At 45.6% G+C, this 18,338-nt stretch carries 19 protein-coding genes; 12 read left to right on the top strand and 7 right to left on the bottom strand.

What is annotated here, in order from left to right; all coding sequences use genetic code 11:
• Window positions 1-43 precede the first annotated feature (43 nt).
• Window positions 44-1,210: a M20 family metallopeptidase gene (locus AC58U0_RS04280; protein ID WP_497377809.1), complete on the bottom strand. Its 1,167-nt coding sequence runs from the start codon at window positions 1,208-1,210 to the stop codon at window positions 44-46.
• Window positions 1,211-1,376: 166 nt separating this feature from the next.
• On the opposite strand from AC58U0_RS04280, the gene AC58U0_RS04275 reads away from it, so the two are divergent.
• A complete protein-coding gene (locus AC58U0_RS04275) occupies window positions 1,377-1,661 on the top strand; it encodes a hypothetical protein (protein WP_171649531.1) in 285 nt (94 codons plus the stop codon).
• Window positions 1,662-1,754: 93 nt separating this feature from the next.
• Window positions 1,755-2,408, top strand: a complete 654-nt coding sequence (locus AC58U0_RS04270; protein WP_497377808.1) for a GDSL-type esterase/lipase family protein — start codon at window positions 1,755-1,757, stop codon at window positions 2,406-2,408.
• Here AC58U0_RS04270 and trhA read toward each other — a convergent pair whose 3' ends face one another.
• Window positions 2,409-3,041, bottom strand: a complete 633-nt coding sequence (gene trhA / locus AC58U0_RS04265; protein WP_497377807.1) for a PAQR family membrane homeostasis protein TrhA — start codon at window positions 3,039-3,041, stop codon at window positions 2,409-2,411. It abuts the gene before it with no gap.
• Window positions 3,042-3,100: 59 nt separating this feature from the next.
• On the opposite strand from trhA, the gene AC58U0_RS04260 reads away from it, so the two are divergent.
• The 3 genes from AC58U0_RS04260 (at window position 3,101) to AC58U0_RS04250 (ending at window position 5,704) form a co-directional block, all read left to right on the top strand.
• On the top strand, window positions 3,101-3,871 hold the full coding sequence (locus tag AC58U0_RS04260) for an SDR family NAD(P)-dependent oxidoreductase (protein WP_497377806.1): 771 nt from the start codon (window positions 3,101-3,103) through the stop codon (window positions 3,869-3,871).
• Between the two features lie 125 nt (window positions 3,872-3,996).
• Window positions 3,997-4,845: a DegV family protein gene (locus tag AC58U0_RS04255; RefSeq protein ID WP_497377805.1), complete on the top strand. Its 849-nt coding sequence runs from the start codon at window positions 3,997-3,999 to the stop codon at window positions 4,843-4,845.
• A 16-nt stretch (window positions 4,846-4,861) separates the two neighbouring features.
• Window positions 4,862-5,704 (top strand): DegV family protein, encoded by an 843-nt coding sequence (locus AC58U0_RS04250; protein ID WP_497377804.1) that lies wholly within the window; start codon window positions 4,862-4,864, stop codon window positions 5,702-5,704.
• Between the two features lie 324 nt (window positions 5,705-6,028).
• On the opposite strand, the gene AC58U0_RS04245 is transcribed toward AC58U0_RS04250, so the two are convergent.
• A complete protein-coding gene (locus AC58U0_RS04245) occupies window positions 6,029-8,191 on the bottom strand; it encodes a HelD family protein (RefSeq protein WP_497377803.1) in 2,163 nt (720 codons plus the stop codon).
• A 174-nt stretch (window positions 8,192-8,365) separates the two neighbouring features.
• On the opposite strand from AC58U0_RS04245, the gene AC58U0_RS04240 reads away from it, so the two are divergent.
• From AC58U0_RS04240 to AC58U0_RS04225, 4 genes are all read left to right on the top strand, one after another.
• On the top strand, window positions 8,366-8,845 hold the full coding sequence (locus tag AC58U0_RS04240; protein WP_497377802.1) for a glutathione peroxidase: 480 nt from the start codon (window positions 8,366-8,368) through the stop codon (window positions 8,843-8,845).
• Window positions 8,846-9,105: 260 nt separating this feature from the next.
• Entirely contained in the window at window positions 9,106-9,471 is a 366-nt protein-coding gene (locus tag AC58U0_RS04235; protein WP_497377801.1) for a His/Gly/Thr/Pro-type tRNA ligase C-terminal domain-containing protein, read from the top strand.
• 20 nt (window positions 9,472-9,491) lie between these two features.
• Complete coding sequence (locus AC58U0_RS04230) at window positions 9,492-10,178, top strand: PIG-L deacetylase family protein (protein ID WP_497377800.1); 687 nt, start codon at window positions 9,492-9,494, stop codon at window positions 10,176-10,178.
• 45 nt (window positions 10,179-10,223) lie between these two features.
• Complete coding sequence (locus AC58U0_RS04225) at window positions 10,224-10,760, top strand: MOSC domain-containing protein (protein WP_497378241.1); 537 nt, start codon at window positions 10,224-10,226, stop codon at window positions 10,758-10,760.
• Window positions 10,761-11,604: 844 nt separating this feature from the next.
• Here the strand turns inward: AC58U0_RS04225 and AC58U0_RS04220 are convergent.
• Both AC58U0_RS04220 and AC58U0_RS04215 read right to left on the bottom strand, forming a co-directional pair.
• Complete coding sequence (locus tag AC58U0_RS04220; protein WP_497377799.1) at window positions 11,605-13,314, bottom strand: vWA domain-containing protein; 1,710 nt, start codon at window positions 13,312-13,314, stop codon at window positions 11,605-11,607.
• Window positions 13,315-13,326: 12 nt separating this feature from the next.
• Entirely contained in the window at window positions 13,327-14,628 is a 1,302-nt protein-coding gene (locus tag AC58U0_RS04215; RefSeq protein WP_497377798.1) for an AAA family ATPase, read from the bottom strand.
• Between the two features lie 161 nt (window positions 14,629-14,789).
• Between AC58U0_RS04215 and AC58U0_RS04210 the strand changes: the two genes are divergently transcribed.
• Together AC58U0_RS04210 and AC58U0_RS04205 are read left to right on the top strand one after the other, a co-directional pair.
• Window positions 14,790-15,116 carry a DUF1904 family protein gene (locus tag AC58U0_RS04210; protein WP_497377797.1) on the top strand — a complete coding sequence of 109 codons (327 nt, stop codon included), beginning with the start codon at window positions 14,790-14,792 and terminating at the stop codon, window positions 15,114-15,116.
• 42 nt (window positions 15,117-15,158) lie between these two features.
• Entirely contained in the window at window positions 15,159-15,656 is a 498-nt protein-coding gene (locus AC58U0_RS04205) for a metallophosphoesterase family protein (RefSeq protein ID WP_497377796.1), read from the top strand.
• A gap of 24 nt (window positions 15,657-15,680) precedes the next feature.
• Here AC58U0_RS04205 and AC58U0_RS04200 read toward each other — a convergent pair whose 3' ends face one another.
• Complete coding sequence (locus AC58U0_RS04200) at window positions 15,681-15,956, bottom strand: MoaD/ThiS family protein (RefSeq protein ID WP_057302667.1); 276 nt, start codon at window positions 15,954-15,956, stop codon at window positions 15,681-15,683.
• A gap of 1 nt (window position 15,957) precedes the next feature.
• Window positions 15,958-17,058 (bottom strand): WD40/YVTN/BNR-like repeat-containing protein, encoded by a 1,101-nt coding sequence (locus AC58U0_RS04195; RefSeq protein ID WP_497377795.1) that lies wholly within the window; start codon window positions 17,056-17,058, stop codon window positions 15,958-15,960.
• Window positions 17,059-17,224: 166 nt separating this feature from the next.
• Here AC58U0_RS04195 and AC58U0_RS04190 point away from each other — a divergent pair, with 166 nt between their 5' ends.
• A complete protein-coding gene (locus tag AC58U0_RS04190; RefSeq protein WP_497377794.1) occupies window positions 17,225-18,280 on the top strand; it encodes a YheC/YheD family endospore coat-associated protein in 1,056 nt (351 codons plus the stop codon).
• The last annotated feature ends 58 nt before the right edge of the window (window positions 18,281-18,338 follow it).

The raw sequence follows: 18,338 nt of genomic DNA, 5'->3' as shown, positions 1-18,338 counted from the left end.
AGCAGGAGCTCAGTTTCATGCGGCTGGTCTTTCGTATGAAGAGTTATTTCTTCGCTGCATCAAATTCTGTTTTGATTTTACTTAACAGATCTGGGCTAGTGAGTACTTCGTATGCTGTGAAAGCCAACAGCTTAGCTGTGAAAATCATCGCATTAAGAGCGGGTTCCTGCAGCGCGAGATCACGGAACTCCTTGGTATGGAGCATATGTCTCTCGTCTGCAACTTTGACGAATGGGTGAATCGTCGGGCATTGGGTAGACACGTTGCCTAGGTCGAGGGAACCGTGATCCTTGCCAACTTCGATCTCTTTCGGATCAATTCCCATTGCTAATAACTGATCAGTAAAGACGGCTGATAGTGTCTCATTGGTTCGAAGTTCGTCATACGAATACTCGTAAAAGGAAGTTTTTAACGTGCAGCCGGTTTGCAGGGCAGCGCCTTCAGCGCAGTGAAGGACTTTCTGGACGAGCTCGTTCGTATACGTTCGGGAAGCTGAACGGACATAGAACTGAGCGACGGCATAGTCAGGGATAATATTTGGGGCTTTGCCGCCTTCGCTAATGATGCCGTGAATACGCGCATCTGACTTGGTTTGTTGGCGCAGCGCATTTATGGAATTGAACAGTTGAAGGACAGCATCAAGTGCGTTAACGCCTTCATAAGGTTGTGCAGCTGCATGAGCGGAACGGCCAAAGAATTCGTACTGAATAGCGTCCATAGCTAGTGATTCGCCTGACTTCTCATACGTATAGTACGGGTGAGCCATCAGCGCGATATCCACATCTTTGAATAGTCCAGCCGCGGCCATTGGCACTTTGGCACCCTTAGTTTCCTCGGCAGGTGTGCCATATACACGGATACTGCCGCCTGTTTCGTCGATGACCGACTTAAGGCCTATGGCTGCGCCAATGCTCATCATGCAGATGAGATGGTGACCGCAAGCGTGCCCCAGATCGGGCAATGCGTCATATTCAGCTAAGAAGGCCACGACAGGGCCAGCTTTACCAGAATCATAGGTAGCAATAAAAGAGGTTGCAATATCTAATACACCGCGTTCAACATGGAAGCCATGATAGGCCAATTCCTCAGTTAAGCGATCAGAAGCTTTAAATTCTTCATGCCCTAGCTCCGGGTTTGCCCCTATAAAGCTGGATATGGCTTTGAATCTGTCCGCATGGTTATCAATGGTTTGCGTAATAGTTGTTTTCATAAATGGAAGGCTCCTTTGTTGAATGGTTCTTAGCTCCATTGTAGTATAAAGGAAGGCGAACTACCACTTTACAGTCCACTGGGTTACAATTAATGAACAAAAAAAGTTAATAAACGCAATCTTACCAAACAAGATTTTTTTGCGTAATATTTAGGGGGACTCACACATGATGAAATATGGAGCCGAACACGAAGAACACCGATTTACATTATCTTTCACGGAATCAGAGGTAAGAGGGCAATGGCGGGACATTTTTTTGGGTATTCATAAAGAAGTTGGCGAGGAGTTTCCGGAGGATTTAATCGATCCCTCTATACTAGTTATCTGTAATCTAGATGGAGAAATTGTTCAAATTGTCCTTCACGACGAGGGCTGTGATTGTGAATTCCAATTTACGTTTTCGGAAAAGGCACAAATCGAAAATTATGTGAAGCAGCATGTAAACGTATAAAAAAACGACGAAAGAACTGGTGAGAGTGTCCCTTCCCAAACTGGGCGCTGGCGCATATAGTATTATACGTCAGGCTTTAGGGAGAGGATAGCAATGGAAAAGACGATCAATTATTTGGCATTTGGAGATTCACTAACGGTTGGTTTTGGAGCTCCGGAAGGTCACGGATTCGTATCTATCTATCGGCAAAAGTTGGAGCAATTGCTGAAGGTTCCTATTCACTTAAAGCCTGCAGGCAAGAATGGTGCTACAACTAGTCAATTGCTTCAAACACTTGAGTTAGATCCGCAGATCCAAAGGGATATAAGAGAAGCGAATCTCATCACGATCACAGCTGGCGGCAATGACTTAATCCAGGCAGCAATTCCTTTCTTTTATCAAGGAGATCCTGCTTACTTAAAATCTGCTCTTCAAACGTATGAATCCAACTATAAGAAATTGATCGGTGAAATTGAGGCGCTGCGGCAAGGGGTTGAGGAGCCTTTCTTAATCGTTTTAGTCGGGCTCTACAATCCTCTGCCGCAGGTGCCGGATGCCGCATATTGGGTACAGCGCTTTAATTTATTTCTTCGCAAATTAGAGCAGCCACATATTCTTGTGGTTCAAGTGTATGATGCTTTCGTAGGGCAAGATAGCCGTTATTTGTCAGAAGACGCCATTCATCCAAATGAAATTGGTTATGAAGAACTGGCGCGTCAAGTGGAGAATGCGGTTTCTCTCCAACATCTCCAGCAATTGATCCAATAATTAAGCGGGTATGACATACCAGAAAATGGAGAAGAAATGACAGGCGCTACCAGCAAGCACGAAAACATGCCATATGGCATGGTGATAAGGGATGCGCCGCCATACATAAAAGATGGAACCAAACGTATAGAACAGTCCGCCTACGACAAGCCACACGATACCGCCAAATGGCAGGTTTAAGTACAATGGTTTAAAGGCAAGAACAATCAACCAACCCATGAGTATATAACAAAGAGTTGAAACCAAGACAAAACGTTTCACGTAGAAAACTTTCAAGACGATCCCGGCAATCGCTAAGCCCCAAATCACACCCAAGAAGGTCCAGCCCAATGGTCCGCGCAATGTGACGAGTAAATAGGGTGTATAGCTGCCTGCAATTAACAAATAAATGGCGGAATGATCGAGAAGCTCAAACACATCCTTCAAACGCGGATGGCTCACACTATGAAGCAGCGTGGAGCAGGTATAAAGTATGACTAAAGCTGCACCAAAAATGCTAAAGCTTACAATGTGCCAAACCGTGCCATGTAAGGAAGCCTGCACGATGAGCAGGACAAGCGCTGCGATGCTTAACAACACGCCTACGCCGTGGCTGATGGCGTTGGCCTTCTCTTCCCGAACGGAATAGTCCATAGATAACCCTTCTTTCACTCTTAAATATCCTACTACCCTATAGATTGGACGATGAAAAGATGTTTTTACCTTCATTTCAATTAATAAATAAAATTGCTTTAGTCACAGGAGCAGGAAGAGGCATTGGCAGAGCGCTAGCGATAGGCCTTGCTGAGGCGGGAGCTGACGTAGCTCTTTTTGCGCGCACAGCGAGTGATATTGAGGAAGTAGCTCATGAAATTCGTGCTATGGGACGAAAGGCATATCCGTTTCCAGTTGATGTCACGAATAGAGAACAGATCGAGGAAGCTGTCCAACAAATCATTGAACAGACGGGGCGACTGGATATTCTAGTGAACAATGCGGGAATGAATATTCGCAGTCAAGCGCTGGCTGTTACGGATGAAGAATGGGACACTATTATGCAGACGAATCTTAAATCTGCTTTCTTGTGCTCTCAAATCGTAGGTCGTCACATGCAGCAAAAGGAATATGGAAGAATTATCAATATCGCTTCTGTTGCAGGACAGGTTGCCCTTCGAACAGGTGTTGTATACGCAGCAACCAAAGCTGCGATGATCCAAATGACGAAGGTGCTAGCACTTGAATGGGGTAAATATGGGATCAATGTGAACAGTATTGGACCATGGTATTTCAAAACACCATTGACAGAGAAAATACTTGCTAATCCGGATTACCTAGCCGAAATTATTGCGCGAACACCTCTAGGGCGCGTGGGTGAGCTTGAGGAGTTGGTAGGGCCCGCTGTTTTTCTCGCTTCAGATGCGGCGAATTATGTAACAGGTCAGACCCTGTTCGTTGATGGTGGGATGACCATTTACGGCTTCTAAATTGGAGCTGCTTTATTTTGTAGGATTGAGCTTTTCGACTAGTTCAATTATACTTTACACAATCTTAATAGAGTTGTTGCGGGTTCAAGATAGATAGACAGCATAGATAAGGTGGTATGACCGAAATGTCCCGGGTTCGTATATGTACCGATAGCACAAGTGACTTAAGCGAAGAGCTTTATCGACGCTTTCAAATAGAGGTAGTGCCTCTTTATGTTATTTTTGAGGACAATTCCTATAAAGATGGTATTTCGATAAAACCTGATAGACTCTATGAATTAGTTGACCAAACCGGCAAGTTACCCAAGACCGCTGCTCCATCACCTATTGATTTCGAACGAGCGTTTGAACCCATTATTCAAAGAGGAGAAGACATTGTCTTTATTGGTCTTTCCTCTGAGCTTTCATCAACGATTCAGAATGCTACTATTGCCGCTGCGAGTTTTCCAGAAGGCAGGGTAATGGTCATTGATTCTAGAAATCTATCAACAGGAATAGGTTTGCTAGTTTTAAAAGCTGCTCAAGCGGCAATGGATGGCCGGAGCAGTGCTGAAATAAAATCAATGATAGAACCTCTAATCACCCGAATGGAAGTTGAATTCATCATTGACACATTGGAATATTTGCATAAAGGCGGAAGATGTTCAAGTGTTCAGCATTTTATTGGAAGTCTGTTGAGAATTAGACCGATCGTTAAAGTCATTGACGGGGCTATGACATCGACGGATAAGGTAAGAGGTAAACGGGAAAAAGCACTTCATCAGCTTCTGGATAATGCTTTAGCTCAAAAAGATGACATGGACACGGAATTTCTGTTTATCACTCACTCTTCGGCAGCAGAAGAAGCTGCTTACATCAAACAACAAATTGAACAACAAACGAATGTGAAACATGTTTATATAACTGAAACGGGCTGCGTTGTTGCCAGCCACTGCGGACCGCATACAGTAGGTATTGTTTTCGCCAAAAAATAAGAAATGAGTGGACACCATGACGACAATCAAGATTATCACAGATAGCAGTTGCGACCTTCCCGAAATGATCGTAGATGAGATAGGGATTGCGATTGTTCCATTATCCGTACATTTTGGAGAGGAATGCATGCCGCCTGACATGGAGCTAGCTGATTTTTATGCGAGAATGAAAAAGGAGAGCGTCCTGCCGAAGACGTCAAGTCCGGCTCCACAGCTGTTCCTCGCTGAGTATCAGAAGGCCCGTGTAGATCAAGATATTCTTGTGATCAGTCTTTCATCGGCGCTTAGCAGTACTTATCATCATGCCGTCATGGCTAAAGAGATGCTCCTAGAAGAAGGTTTTGCAGGTCGTATCGAGGTCATTGATTCGAAAACAACTTCACTTGGACTTGGTGTTCTCGTCTATAAGGCAGCCAAAATGGCAAAAGCGAATGTACCATTTGATCAAATTGTAGAAGTGATAAATCAATCCGTAACGACTTCAGGCACTTTTTTCTTTCTCGACACATTAGAAAATGTAATAAAAGGTGGCAGACTCGACCGAGTGCGGGGAGCAGTTGCTTCTGTGCTGAATATAAAGCTTTTAATGAAAGGCAGTGAAGAAGGTACCATAGAAGTAATTGAGAAAATACGCGGCACCCAGCAAGCTTTGAAACGATTAATCACCAAAATTGGGGAAGCTCACCACGATTTCGATAAAGATGTGATTGCTGTCGCGCATTGCAATTGTGAGGATAGAGCGCGTGAAGTCTTGAAGCAACTACTTGAGAAATATCCTTTCCGCAAAGTGCTGTTCTCTAACATGGGCACGGTTATTGGTACTTATGCTGGTGAAGGCGGCGTGTTGATCGCTTACTAAAAATGTGAGAAAAGACACCTATTTACTCGATCTGTATGATCGGTGAATAGGTGTCTTTTTTCATTGTAGAAACTATGAATTTTACTTTCTTGTTGGCCGACCGGTCGCCACAGAATTAATTGCATCTGTAAAGTTGTATAGCGTGCAACAATTTATCTCGATTTCTTTTACCGACGTGGAGATGTTGTAAGAAGTACAACAATTTAGTCGAATTTCATGCCAAATGGCCATTTTTGGGCTAAATTGTTGTATTTTCTGCAACTTTCTTAGGAAAAGACTCTAATATCTTAGAATAAGTTGTACAATCTACAACATTGCTTAAAACTATTCAGGATAATGGGTTTCCACTATTTCCGTATCTTCTGTCGAGACAAGAGGGGACAGCTCGCCTGGAGCCATCAACCATAATTCATGAAGCGCACGCGTACAGCCTACATACAGAAGCTTGGCATCCATAAAAGTGGCTTCGTAATGCCCGGCAGTAACATCCATAAGCAGCACAGCATCAAATTCAAGTCCCTTGGTCAAAAAGACGGGAAGGACCGAGATGCCACCGCGGTATACCCGTTGCTTGGAGGTTATGAGATTCGTTTCGATACCAGCTTCAGTCAACGCATCATGAAGGTCCTGTGCTTGCTTCTCCGTACGGGCAACAACAGCGATTGTACTCGAGCTCCCTTGTATCAAGGTTGCGATGGCACGCTGCAGCAGCGGCATTCGGCCTTTGATATCCGTCTGTAGGACACGGACTTTGTTGCCGCTGCGGAACACTGGAACAGCAAGGAGCGGATTCTCGACGCCTCGTTTCAAGACCTGATTGGCAAACAAGATGATTTCCATGGTGGAACGATAACTGCGTTCAAGTTCGAAATAACCAGTTTCTTCTACTTCAAACAAGCTGGAAAATTCCTTCCAGTCTGTGATGCCTTGATAAGCGTGAATTCCCTGTGATAAATCGCCTAGTATCGTGAACGAACTATTCCTTGTATAAGAATCAAGCACAGCTACCTGGAAAGGTGAAAAGTCCTGCGCCTCATCGATCACGACATGGTCGAATAACCGATCTGAGGGAATGCCGAATAGACGTGTATGAATATAAAGGAGTGGAGCGAGATCCTCGAGCTGCACTTCTTTTTTCTTGAAAAGCTTCAACGAAGCGGTGACAATAGGTTCTGGTATTTGGTTGAGCAGGTCCATGGGCAAGCTGTCCGGACGACCTTTGTCAGAGAAGAGCATTTTGTAAAAGCTGAATGCCGAGTGATCAGGCCATCCTGTCAGATACGTGCGCAGGCGCTGAGAAGCTTTCTTTTTCAGCTCTTTCTTCCGACTTTGCTCCCAAATCTTGTCGAGCTGAATTTCCATCCAGCGTTTGATCCGAGCAATGACACGCTCCCGCCTTTTGACAAGCGGATAGTGCTTGTTCTCTACGAAAAACCATTCGCGAATGGTTGCAATTGGAAGCTTGATATCCTCCCACGGGATGAAATCCGAAGTAGGTACATAAGACCCCTCGAACCTTGTGAGACAGAGATCTAGGTATTGTTTGAACGCAATGGATCCTTTAAATCGTCCCGGCGCTTGGTCATCGACCGATGGTCTTTTGCTGCCGAGCGAGAACCAGGTTTGAAGAACTAGTGCTTGATCCGCTAGTTTCACTTCTTGGTCGAGCACATCGATTGCCCAATCTGTGAAAGTGCTTTGCTGGATATTTCCGACTCCAAGTTCAGGCAGTACGCCGGATATGTAGTCGAGAAACATGGAGTTGGGTGCAAAAATAATCATCCGTTCTGCACGAACCTGTTCGCGGTATTGATAGAGTAAGAAAGCAAGTCGATGCAGAGCGACTGTTGTTTTACCGCTTCCTGCAACCCCTTGGATAATCAGTGCGGTATTCTTCGCTGCGCGGATAATGCGATCTTGCTCAGCTTGGATCGTAGATACAATGTCGCGCAGCTTATTGTCTTTATTTTCGCCAAGGCGGTAGAGTAAAAACTCATCGCCTACGGCCAGAGAGTCTGCATTGCGGTCATAGGTATCAACGACACGCTGGAGAATTTGTTTACGGACAACTAGGTTTCGCTTGAGATATACGAGGCCATCGATAAGGCCGTCCGGAGAATCATAAGAAGCTGCGTCCAGTCCACCCGTGAATGAATAGAAAAGGCTAGCGACTGGTGCCCGCCAGTCAATGACAAGCAATTGGCCTGTTCGCTCGTCCTCGACGCCTGATTTACCAATATAAAGCGGAAGGGCGGAAGCCGATCCAGTCTCTTGGAAGTCTAGGCGGCCGAAATACGGTTCATCGACGGCTTTAGCTAAATTATGTCGGCCATTCTCGCGTGCTGCCTCCAACGCTTGCTCCGTTAAATCCGGCCCATAATAAACAGGAGTCGACCTAAGCCGCTCAAGCTGTTTGTCAATTTCTGCATTCGTTCGTTCAAGTTGTTGTAATTCTTCTTGATAGGCACTTTGAGTCTTTGTGTCCAAGATCAGTTACCTCCTAAGATCAGATGTTGTTTATTTTATGAAATAAACAGGTAAACAATATATCACACCTGTCAGTATATGGGAAGCTAAACTGTCAAGCTTGAGATTTGGGCTCATTGGTAAAGAATGTTATAATGGACTGGAACTTATTATAATTTGAAGGAGTGCGGAGCTATGTCCATCTATAATATTGACGTTCAAACGATCTCAGGCGAAACGAAGTCACTTTCCGAATATAAAGGAAAAGTACTGCTCATTGTAAATACAGCAAGTGCATGTGGGCTTACACCGCATTATAAAGGGCTCCAAAGCTTATATGAACAGTTTCAAGACAAAGGATTGGTTGTTCTTGGATTCCCTTGTAATCAGTTTGGCGGTCAAGAACCAGGCACGAATGAAGAAATCCAAAGCTTCTGCGAACTCAACTACAAAGTGACATTCCCGTTATTTGATAAAATCGATGTGAAGGGTGAAAATGCTCATCCCTTATATACTTACCTGTTAAGCCATACACCTGAGCCGTATCGTACAGGAGAAATCGAATGGAATTTCGTGAAATTCCTAGTTGACGCAAACGGTATTGTTGTTAAGCAGTACAGCGCAAGTACCGATCCAGCAACTATCGCTCCGGATATCGAAGCCATTTTAGCATAGGATAAATAAAAAAAGCTGTTGCATCTACATCAGCGGCTCGCTATAATCATAATAATCATGAAGTTGAAGGAGACGAATCATATGAAGAATACAACTTGGTTCGTACAAATTCATTATTTTTATAGGCGTTAGCACACACCTGTACATATCAGGGTGGGCTAACGCATTTCGCGTTGGCCTCCCTGCGGGATAGCAATTCGCGCAGGACCATAGGTCCGGCGCGTTTTTTTATCTCGTTAAGAAAGGGAAGGGTGGATGGTATGCGAAACGTGGAAGGATCAAATGTAAGTTGGAGATCAGAAGATTCGTATAGAAAGCAGCTAGAAGAACAAGCTATGGTAATCATTCTTGACCCTATAGCTTCTGAAGCTGCATGTAGAATGACAAATGAGCTGAAACTAGTTGGTATCGGTATAAAGATGGTTGATGAGAAATTGGATGTGGATAAGCAGCTAACTATTGCGAAAAAGCTTGGAATTCGCTTTATCATCTGTATAGGCATGACAGACAGCTCATCTGATCAAGTGAAGTTAATGGATATGCTAGATCTGCATGAGAAAGTGATGCCGATAGATCAAGCCATTTATTGCATCGAAAAGATTTATCCGCCAGCAGATTTTACATAAAAAGAGAGTGGAGTGAAGAGATGAAGCACCGATATGGATTTATATATGCACATCCGGATGATGAGACGTTTCTTAGTGCGTGCATCATTCGCAAGCTTGCCGATCAAGGGGGAAATCCTGTTTTGTTGTTGGCAACACGAGGTGAAGCGGGAAGACAAGGGTTAGAGCGGGCAAAAGATCGATCAGAGCTGGCTAAACTACGAGAGAAAGAGATGGATGAAGCCGCCAAAATACTGGGCTTATCACACGTGGAGCACTTAGGTTGGCCAGATGGTCAGCTCGCAGAGATTAATTTCGATGCACTAGTTGCAGGTGTTATCGCATTTATTCAGCGGTACGAGATTGAGGTACTATTCACTTTTCCAGAGGATGGGGGCAATGGTCACCCTGATCATATCACCATTTCCAAGGCGACAACGGCGGCAGTATTAAGTGGGAAATGTCCGAGTGTGCGCAAGTTATACTATGCAGCAGCCTCATTACTAGCAAAAGGTCACAAGCCTTCGATAGTTGTAGATACAGAAACTGGTTGGCCGATCAAGGCAGCAGCCTTGCGGGCTCATGCAACTCAGCATGTAACAATTTCCAATCATTTCGGTGAACTTGATGTTTTTCCGGAAAATCGTCGATGGGAAGCTTTTGTGCTGGGTTGGCAGGATGGAACAATGTGGCCTGAGCAGGATCGAACGAAGGTACTGGAAGAATAGGGAAAGTAAGTGGTATAATAGGGGACAAGGCAGGTGAACGACATCATGGCAATTATAGCCAAAATTGAAGCTGTACTTATCGCGGATGATGCTTCAACGTTTGTAACGAGAGAAATCGACGGTGTCGAACTAAGTTTTGGGGGCATTGAAGGCGATCGTCACTTCGGTTTATTCGCCAAAGCGGACTCGCGGCAGCCCATGTACAAAAGAGGCCAAGAGATCATGAATCGTCGTCAACTCAGTATCGTATCTGTTGAGGAACTGCAAGGCATTGCGCAGCGACTGGGTGTGGAAACAATTAAACCTGAGTGGTTGGGTGCAAATATTGTTGTGAGCGGTGCTCCTGAATTAACCAAGCTCCCTATGGGAATCCGAATGATTCTGCCAAGTGGCGGCGGACTTGTGTGTGAAGGGGAGAACGAGCCCTGTGCAGGACCTGGCAAGCAGATTGCCAATCATTACGGAGACAGAAGCCTAACGCAACAATTTATCAAACATGCTGGGCAAAGCAGAGGGATTGTCGCTTACGTGGAACGCCCAGGTGAAATAAAACCAGGTGACTTGGTTGAGATTCAAATTTAATTGCATTTATTTTATAAGGTACCCCCAGAAGTGTGCTCCTCTTCTCGAAATCTATATTAGAGAGCTTTATCATAGAGAATTGGATCAGGAAGGTGTGGAGAAATGTCACTTTGCAACTGTGAAACATGCGGACAAGTTTATATTTCGAAATTTGAAAAGCATTGTAAATCTTGCTCCCAGCTTCAATTGAAAGAGTCCCACAAAGTGAAGGATTTCGTTCGGGCTCATCCGCGTGCCACACTTATTGAGGTTTACCACCAAACGGGTGTATCTTTGAAAACGATAAAAGAACTTATGAGAGCTTGAATACATAGAAAATGACAAAAACCATGATGGTCTTCATTGAAGATTTCATGGTTTTTTTATGTGGGAGCAGATTGATTGGCTGCAACTTTAAGGCTTGGAAGGAGTTAGAGACAATAGTTAAAGGCAATAGTGAAAATAACTAGCTAAAGAAACTGGGGTAATGGAACTAGTTAATTGAAGTAGGATGCGCTATTTGTCCAAATACCTTCCTTTATTCGTATAAAGGGAATATGGATTCGTTATTTTGCTGTTTTTGGCGGGAAATGCGGCATCCGAAAGGAAATAAGTGTGACGTTCCGTATCCAAAGCAAAATAGCGACTTTCGAGCAAAATAAGGCATTGACGCTCCGCTCATGAAGGTTCAGGGTGGGGGTATTATGAGAGTGATTGCTATTCTAGTATATGAATCAGTTGAAAACTAGCACCCAGGTCCCCCCGCCGCGCTTTTATTGGTTCAAAACGAAGTAACTGAGACAAGAAAGAAAAAGCCTTCAATTCCCAAGGGATTGAAGGCTTTTTCGCTATTTTAAAACTCTCACTATCGCTTAGCAAACACATCCAGGAGAAGCTCATCCTTCACTGGATCTTGAACATCCCAGGCTGTCGCGAATCTAACTTGGTGAGAAACGCCGACAATTTCGTACTTCTGAACGAGATGTTGGCGCGCGGAGCCGATAATGAGAGAATGCAGCCGCAGCTGCTTCTTCTGACCAAGAGCGCCAAGCTTCTGCAGCGTTGCTTTGGAGATTTGGCCGACACCATCGGTGACCATCACGAAGTCGGCATCGTGAAACTGCCGCTCGTGCTGTACGATGTCCATGCCTCTGCTCAGCGGCGCGTCGAAGTTCGTGCCGCCACCGAAAGCGAGCTGAGCCAGACCATAGAAGCGGTCCCAATCCGGCCGCTTATAAGATAGCACATGCTCGATGAGCTCGCCCTTCGCCCCGAACAGGAGCAGGACGAAGTCCCGCCGTTCGAGGAGGGAGAAGGAGGCGAAGGTCGCCGTAAACAGCTGCGCAAGCCGCAGCTTGCTGCCTCGCATCGAGTGGGAGGTATCGAGCATGCAGATAACAGGACCTTTCTGCGGCTCCTCAACAGAGCCGGTGTAGTTGTAGGTCATGAGCTTATTTTCCATCCATTTGACGAGAAAATAAGGCTCAAAATCTTCATCAGCGAGCAGGCTGGCTTCGCTCGGAAGCAGATGCGCGATGTCGCCAGACTGGCGTAAATCATCGTAGGCTTCCGGAACGTAAGGCGAGCGCAGCTTCTTCCGCTGCACCCGAAGGTGATGGATGTTCCGTCCCACCTCCTGCAGGAAAGACACCAGATCCTTGCTGCGCTTCAGTTTCTCAATCCACTGCACGTAGCGCTCGAACGTCTGCCGCCGCAATTTCCCCAGCTCGCTGCCCCAGCGCCGGTTCGCGAGCCGCTGACTCGCTTGCACGAGCTCGTGCACATTGAAGCTGTCCGCCTCTTCGAGGGACAGCGTCTCCTTTAAAGCTTGCCCGAGCCAGTCGCCAAGCTCGGCCTCGATCTCCTTCATGGCCGCGATGTCGCGCGCGCTCATGCGGTCCAGCTGCCGCTCGCGGCGCTCGAGTTCCTCTTCCGCCTTGCGCAGCTTCGCTTTGAGCTTATCGCGCTTCATGAACTCGGTGCGCATCTCGCTTTGCAGCTCCGTGATGCGCTGCTTCAGCGCGCGTATCTCCTCGGCGATGAGCGGCCTCGAATCGACAGCTTCCTGTTTGTCTTCGACGGCGCGCTTCCCTTGCTGCAGTGTATAGCCTACGAGCCGCAGCTTCTCGATTTGCTTCTCGGAGAGACGCTCACTGACGCTCTTTTCCTCTTGTCCGCTCATCTGCTGCTTCTTCTCGAAGCCGAAGCCGCTCATTTGCTGTTCCTTTTGTCTGCGTTTGACTTCTTTTTCATAGGACTCGGTAAGCCACATCAGCGCCTTAAGCGCTGTTTTGAAAGAGGCATTTACTTGTCCAATTGTTCGAGGATGAATGGACATATAGAAGTACTGCTTGCGCAGCGTTAAGACCATCCATCGGTGGAAAGGGGTTTCCTCTACGGTGCCGTCCACATCAGGCTTCGTTAAATAGAAGCACATAAAGAAATCTGCAAAAAGTTCAAGCGTAAACCAAGGGGCTTGCTTTACGGCCTCGCGCATCCATTCTTGTGCGACGCGCGATGAGTGTACGTAGCCCTCGAACACATACCTGTCAACCCGAGTGCAGCGTATGATCATATAGGTAACCTCTTATAACGTATAGTCGTATATGATTCCCGGGATTTCCCGGTCAAACAATGTGCGATATAAGCCTTGGATCGATTGTAATATGCGCTCTCCTTGAATGCGCAAGTGCGTGAATTTAACGGCATACTGCTCGGGATGCTGCAGAAAAATAGATTGAGAAGCAATCCATTCCGGTAATTTCTTTTCTTTCTCCTGCCAGGAGACAAGTCTGCCGCGTAAGCTTCTGGCTGTTTCTTCCAGCTCAGTGCGGCAATCTTCCAAAGTTACTTTCAATCGCTCGGAAGCATCCTTATTTAAAGCGCCGCCGATTTCTTTTTTAAATTGGAAGGCATGTAATTCATCTTCTTTCTCCAACCATTTCTTAACCGTCAAGTTATATTGAAGCAGCGGGAGTTCTTGTTCCATTTCTCGTTTGAGCATGTCCTGGAATAAGGTGTCGAAGATGGCTTTGAGCTCTGCCAAATCTTCAGGGAAATCCCACAGCATATGCGGGGTTAGTACGGTATCCCACACATTGACAGCGCTGCGCCCATGGATAGCTGCTGAAATCTTCCACGAATGGCCAATCTTGTGGTAGCGTCGATCCGAAAGTACATATTCTTTCTCTTCAAGAGCTGTCTTCAATTGAAAAAGCATGTAAACCAGCGCATCTGGCAATTGAACCTCGGCCGCTTGAGATTTCAACTGTTTCACCAATTCCGTTGATAGAAGGGCAGGGAGAGGTGTGGTTGGTGCCTGAAACATAAGTTCAAAGCTGGATATTTGCTTGACATATTCGACTTCAAAACGGAACAGGAAACGGTCGTACAGCGCTGCTAATTGTTCGTTATCTTCAGGCAATTCATTCGATGCTGCCATTAAGAATAGAAGGGGAGACTGCTGCTTCTGCCGTCCATTGAAGAAGACACGTTCATTCAAGACAGAAAGAAGCGCATTAAGTATGGCACTGTTCGCTTTGAATATTTCATCGAGAAAGGCGAAGCGGGCGCTCGGTAAGTAGCCGTCTGTGAGCCTTACATACTCATCATTTTTAAGCTTTTGTAAGGAGACAGGCCCGAATAATTCGTCAGGTGTTGTGAATCGGGTTAATAAATAATCATAATAAGGTTCGTTACCGAATAATTCGGCGGCAGCGCGTGCTAATTGAGATTTGGCTGAACCGGGAGGTCCAACCAATAAGACATGTTCGCCGCTCATGATAGCGAGCAGTAAGACACGGATGAGCTCTTCCCGTTCCATGAACCGTTTTTCGAGATGACCCATAGCTTCTCTTAATTTGTTCTGTATGACGATGGGTTCTTTCACATTGTTGTCCCCCTTGGCGTAATCAAAGCTCGTATGTTTATATTGTATCAAACTGCCCGGTAAACATCGAATATGCTACAATAAGACCTGTAGTATCTACACTACTTTTATCTGAACCTGCAGCAATCAGTCTTCTAAGAAAATATAAAGGAGCGTTATCCATGCCACAAATGATCGTTAGAGGAATTAGTGTTCCTCAAATTCAATCCATTAGTACGGCGTTAATTGAAGAACTAGCTCAAGTATGCTCGTGCGGAACGGACAATTTTATGCTGGAATGTCTTCCCACAGTTTCTATATTTCAAGGAAAGCAAGTCCATACATACCCTTTTATTGAAGTAGGTTGGTTCGAGAGAGGGCAGGAAACGCGTGACCAGTATGCTAGTGTGCTGACCAAACACGTTCTTTCGCTGGGCATTCCTGAGGTGGAGATCGCTTTTCGGGTATACCGGGAGGACAGCTATTATTGGAATGGGAAGTTAATTTGAACGAATATCATGGCTAATAGATTTAATGAAGGAGTGGTCCATATGCGGATTGGTGTGATCTCGGATACTCATTTATCACCTCGGGTTCAGAAACTGCCAGATGCGTTACTTGCAGGTTTACAAGGTGTTGATCTTATTATTCATGCCGGGGACTGGGTGAGTGAGCACGTTGTCGACTTGGTTGAGCGAATCGCACCTTGCGAATCTGTGGCAGGTAACAATGACGGATCTGACATCATAGAACGATTTGGCTTGAGGAAAATTCTGACACTCGGCGACTATCGAATAGGTCTTATCCATGGAGATGGCTTTCGTAAAACGACAGAGGAAAGAGCCCGAGAAGCGTTCCAGGCCGAGCGGCCGGATATCGTCATCTTCGGACATTCCCATGTTCCATACCAGCAAACGATTAATGGCATTCTCATGTTTAATCCAGGCTCGCCTACGGATAAAAGAAGGCAGCCGCAATACTCCTACGGCATCATCGAGCTCGGTGATAGCATTCATGCGAAGCATTTCTTTTACGATAGTAAGGTTTAGCATCTGTCAGTGCGTACATCTATTTTACCCGCCGGAGACAGCCTGGAAAACGATAAGCTGATCCCCTTGCTGCAGCGTGATATTTAAGTCATCCAGCCATGCGATATTCGTGTCATTGTAATAGAGCAGGACATGCTTTCGGACTTGTCCGGTTTCTGTCCAAAGATGAACGCGCAGCAGGGGATAGCTCGATATAAGTTGATCTAGTGCATCCTGTAACGTAAGCGCATCCAATTGAAATTTGACGTTTCCCCCTGTGCAATCACGCAGCAAAGAGGGGACGCTGACGGTAATAAGCATGCTAGTCCTCCAAAATCATTGGCTTCACAGTTAGGATTCGTGATAATTGTCCTGGCAGACGTTCCCAGCTTTCTCCGCGGTCTAATGAACAGTAAATTTCACCTGATGTTGTTCCAAAATAAAGTCCATAAGGCTCAAGTGAGTCCACAGCCATCGCATCTCTCAGTACGCTGACATGTCGTTCTTCTTCTGGGAGAACATCCCCAATAGGCTTCCAGGTATGTTCACCGCGAGCCATTCTGTAAACTATTAACTTGCCGTCTCGCATAGATCGTTGTTCGCTGCTTTCCAGCGGGATAAGAAATAAATCACCTGTTGGTGAAATGCTAATCGGGAAACCAAACGGGGCATCACCTTCGCGTAATGTAAGACCTTCCTCGATAGGATGCCAGCTGTCACCGCCATCAATGGATTTGAACACCCCGCTATGCTCCTGCATATAGAGAACATCGGAGTTTTCCGGGTCGAGCACCATCTTATGCACACAGTATCCGACACGCTCATCAGGTTGACCTGTTGGTATCCGATTCAAGCCGTTATTGCAGGGCTTCCAGCTAATCCCCCCGTCAAGTGTACGGAAGACACCGACAGCGGATATTCCAATCCACATACGCTGCGAATTCCTTGGATCGATAAGAATGGTATGCAAGCACATACCGCCGGCTCCGGGAAACCACTCGGGACGTGTGGGGTGCTTCGTTAAACCATCTAACTCTTGCCACGTTTGACCGTTGTCGCGGCTAACGAATAATCCCGCTTCTTCGACACCCGCAAAAAGAGTTTCGGGCTGAGAGGCAAGACCAGGCACCAACTGCCAAATACGGTTTAGTGAAAAACCGCTCTCTTCGGAGTACCTCGGACTATCCGCAATCTGTTCCCACGTTTCACCGCCATTGCTGGACACTCGAATGGTCGCTCCATAAGCGGCATGAGAGGTTCCCGCATACAACGTACTTGCTGTTCGTGTATCTCCAAGAACACTATAAGCTTCCCATCCTGGTAAAAAAGGTCCTTGCATGGACCAGTTCCGTCTTTCAGTCGTTGAGGAATAAATGAAAATGCCTTTATTGGTGCCGACGAGCAGTTGAACGCGCTTTGACATAAGTGCCCTCCTATAATCATACTCCTAAGATAATTTCGACAGATGGCAAAAAATTCCTTCTCTTAAATTGTGTCATTTCCTTCCTTTGCTTAGGTGTTCACCGTGTTTGCAAGAGTAAGAGGGACATACACTGTCATAGTTCTATTATTCGAATGGTGGTGATTCGATGCGTGCTACGGTAGGTGTCCTATTGGATTTGGAAACTTATTTGGGTATTGCAAGAGGAAGAACAGGAAATGAACGCTTAGCCCTGTATAACAAAGCAGGAAAGATGCATGGAGTAAGACCTTTTTATATGTGTTTACAGCATGTAAAAGGTAAATCTGCTTTGGGCTATTACTATGAGAATAATGCGTACAGGCTCGTTAGGCGATCTATTCCTCGTGTGACACATAACCGTGCCATTAGCTTATCTCCTTATTTAAGAAAAAAATTAAAAGAGCTTTCGCGATCGAGCATCGTGTTCAACAGGCAAAATCGATACGACAAATATCGCATACATCAACTCTTATACACCAATCATTCGCTGCGCAAGTATCTTCCTGATTCTATTAAATATTCGCGGGAAAAATTAGAAGACTCCATGAAGAAGTACGCCTCACTTTTCATCAAGCCAACAAACAGCAGTGTAGGTGACGGGATCATTAAAATATCCAAGCAGGAGAGTGGGGATTGGACTTTATACTGGATGAAAAAGAAACCAAAGCTTGTTTCCAAGAAGAAAGCCATTTCATTCATTGGGAAGGTAGTGGGTAAACAAAACTACATGATTCAGGAAGCAATCCAGTTAGCAACTTACAAAGAAAGGCCTTATGATCTTCGTGTATCGGTACAGCGTGGAGGTAATGGGCAGTGGCAAGTTACCGGAATGATTGGGAAAGTCGCAGCCTCCGGCCGTCATGTGACTAATGTGGCAAAGGGAGGGAAAGTTAAACGGTGTGAGCAGCTATTTGAGTCCAGTAGATTTGATTCCACCCAAATGAAGCAAGAGTTACAGCAAGTATCTCTGGCTATTGCCCAGTATATTGGCACAAAATTGCCTCATATGGCTGACATCGGATTAGATGTGGGCGTTGATCAGGATGGCCACATTAAATTGATCGAAGTAAACGGCAGAGACCAACGTTACACCTTTAAAAAAGCAGGCCTAGAAACGACTTTTTATCGAACTTATGAAACACCTATGCGATACGCAAAGTTTCTCTTGCATCAATCAACGTAACTGCATGGTTAATTTGCCCCAGTATTCTGGGGCTTTTGAAAAAGAAACTAGGTAGAGA

Source organism: Paenibacillus sp. J31P190, assembly GCF_059692075.1.
The sequence above is the reverse complement of the archived record's forward strand: the minus strand, read 5'-3'. Positions and strand labels throughout refer to the sequence as shown.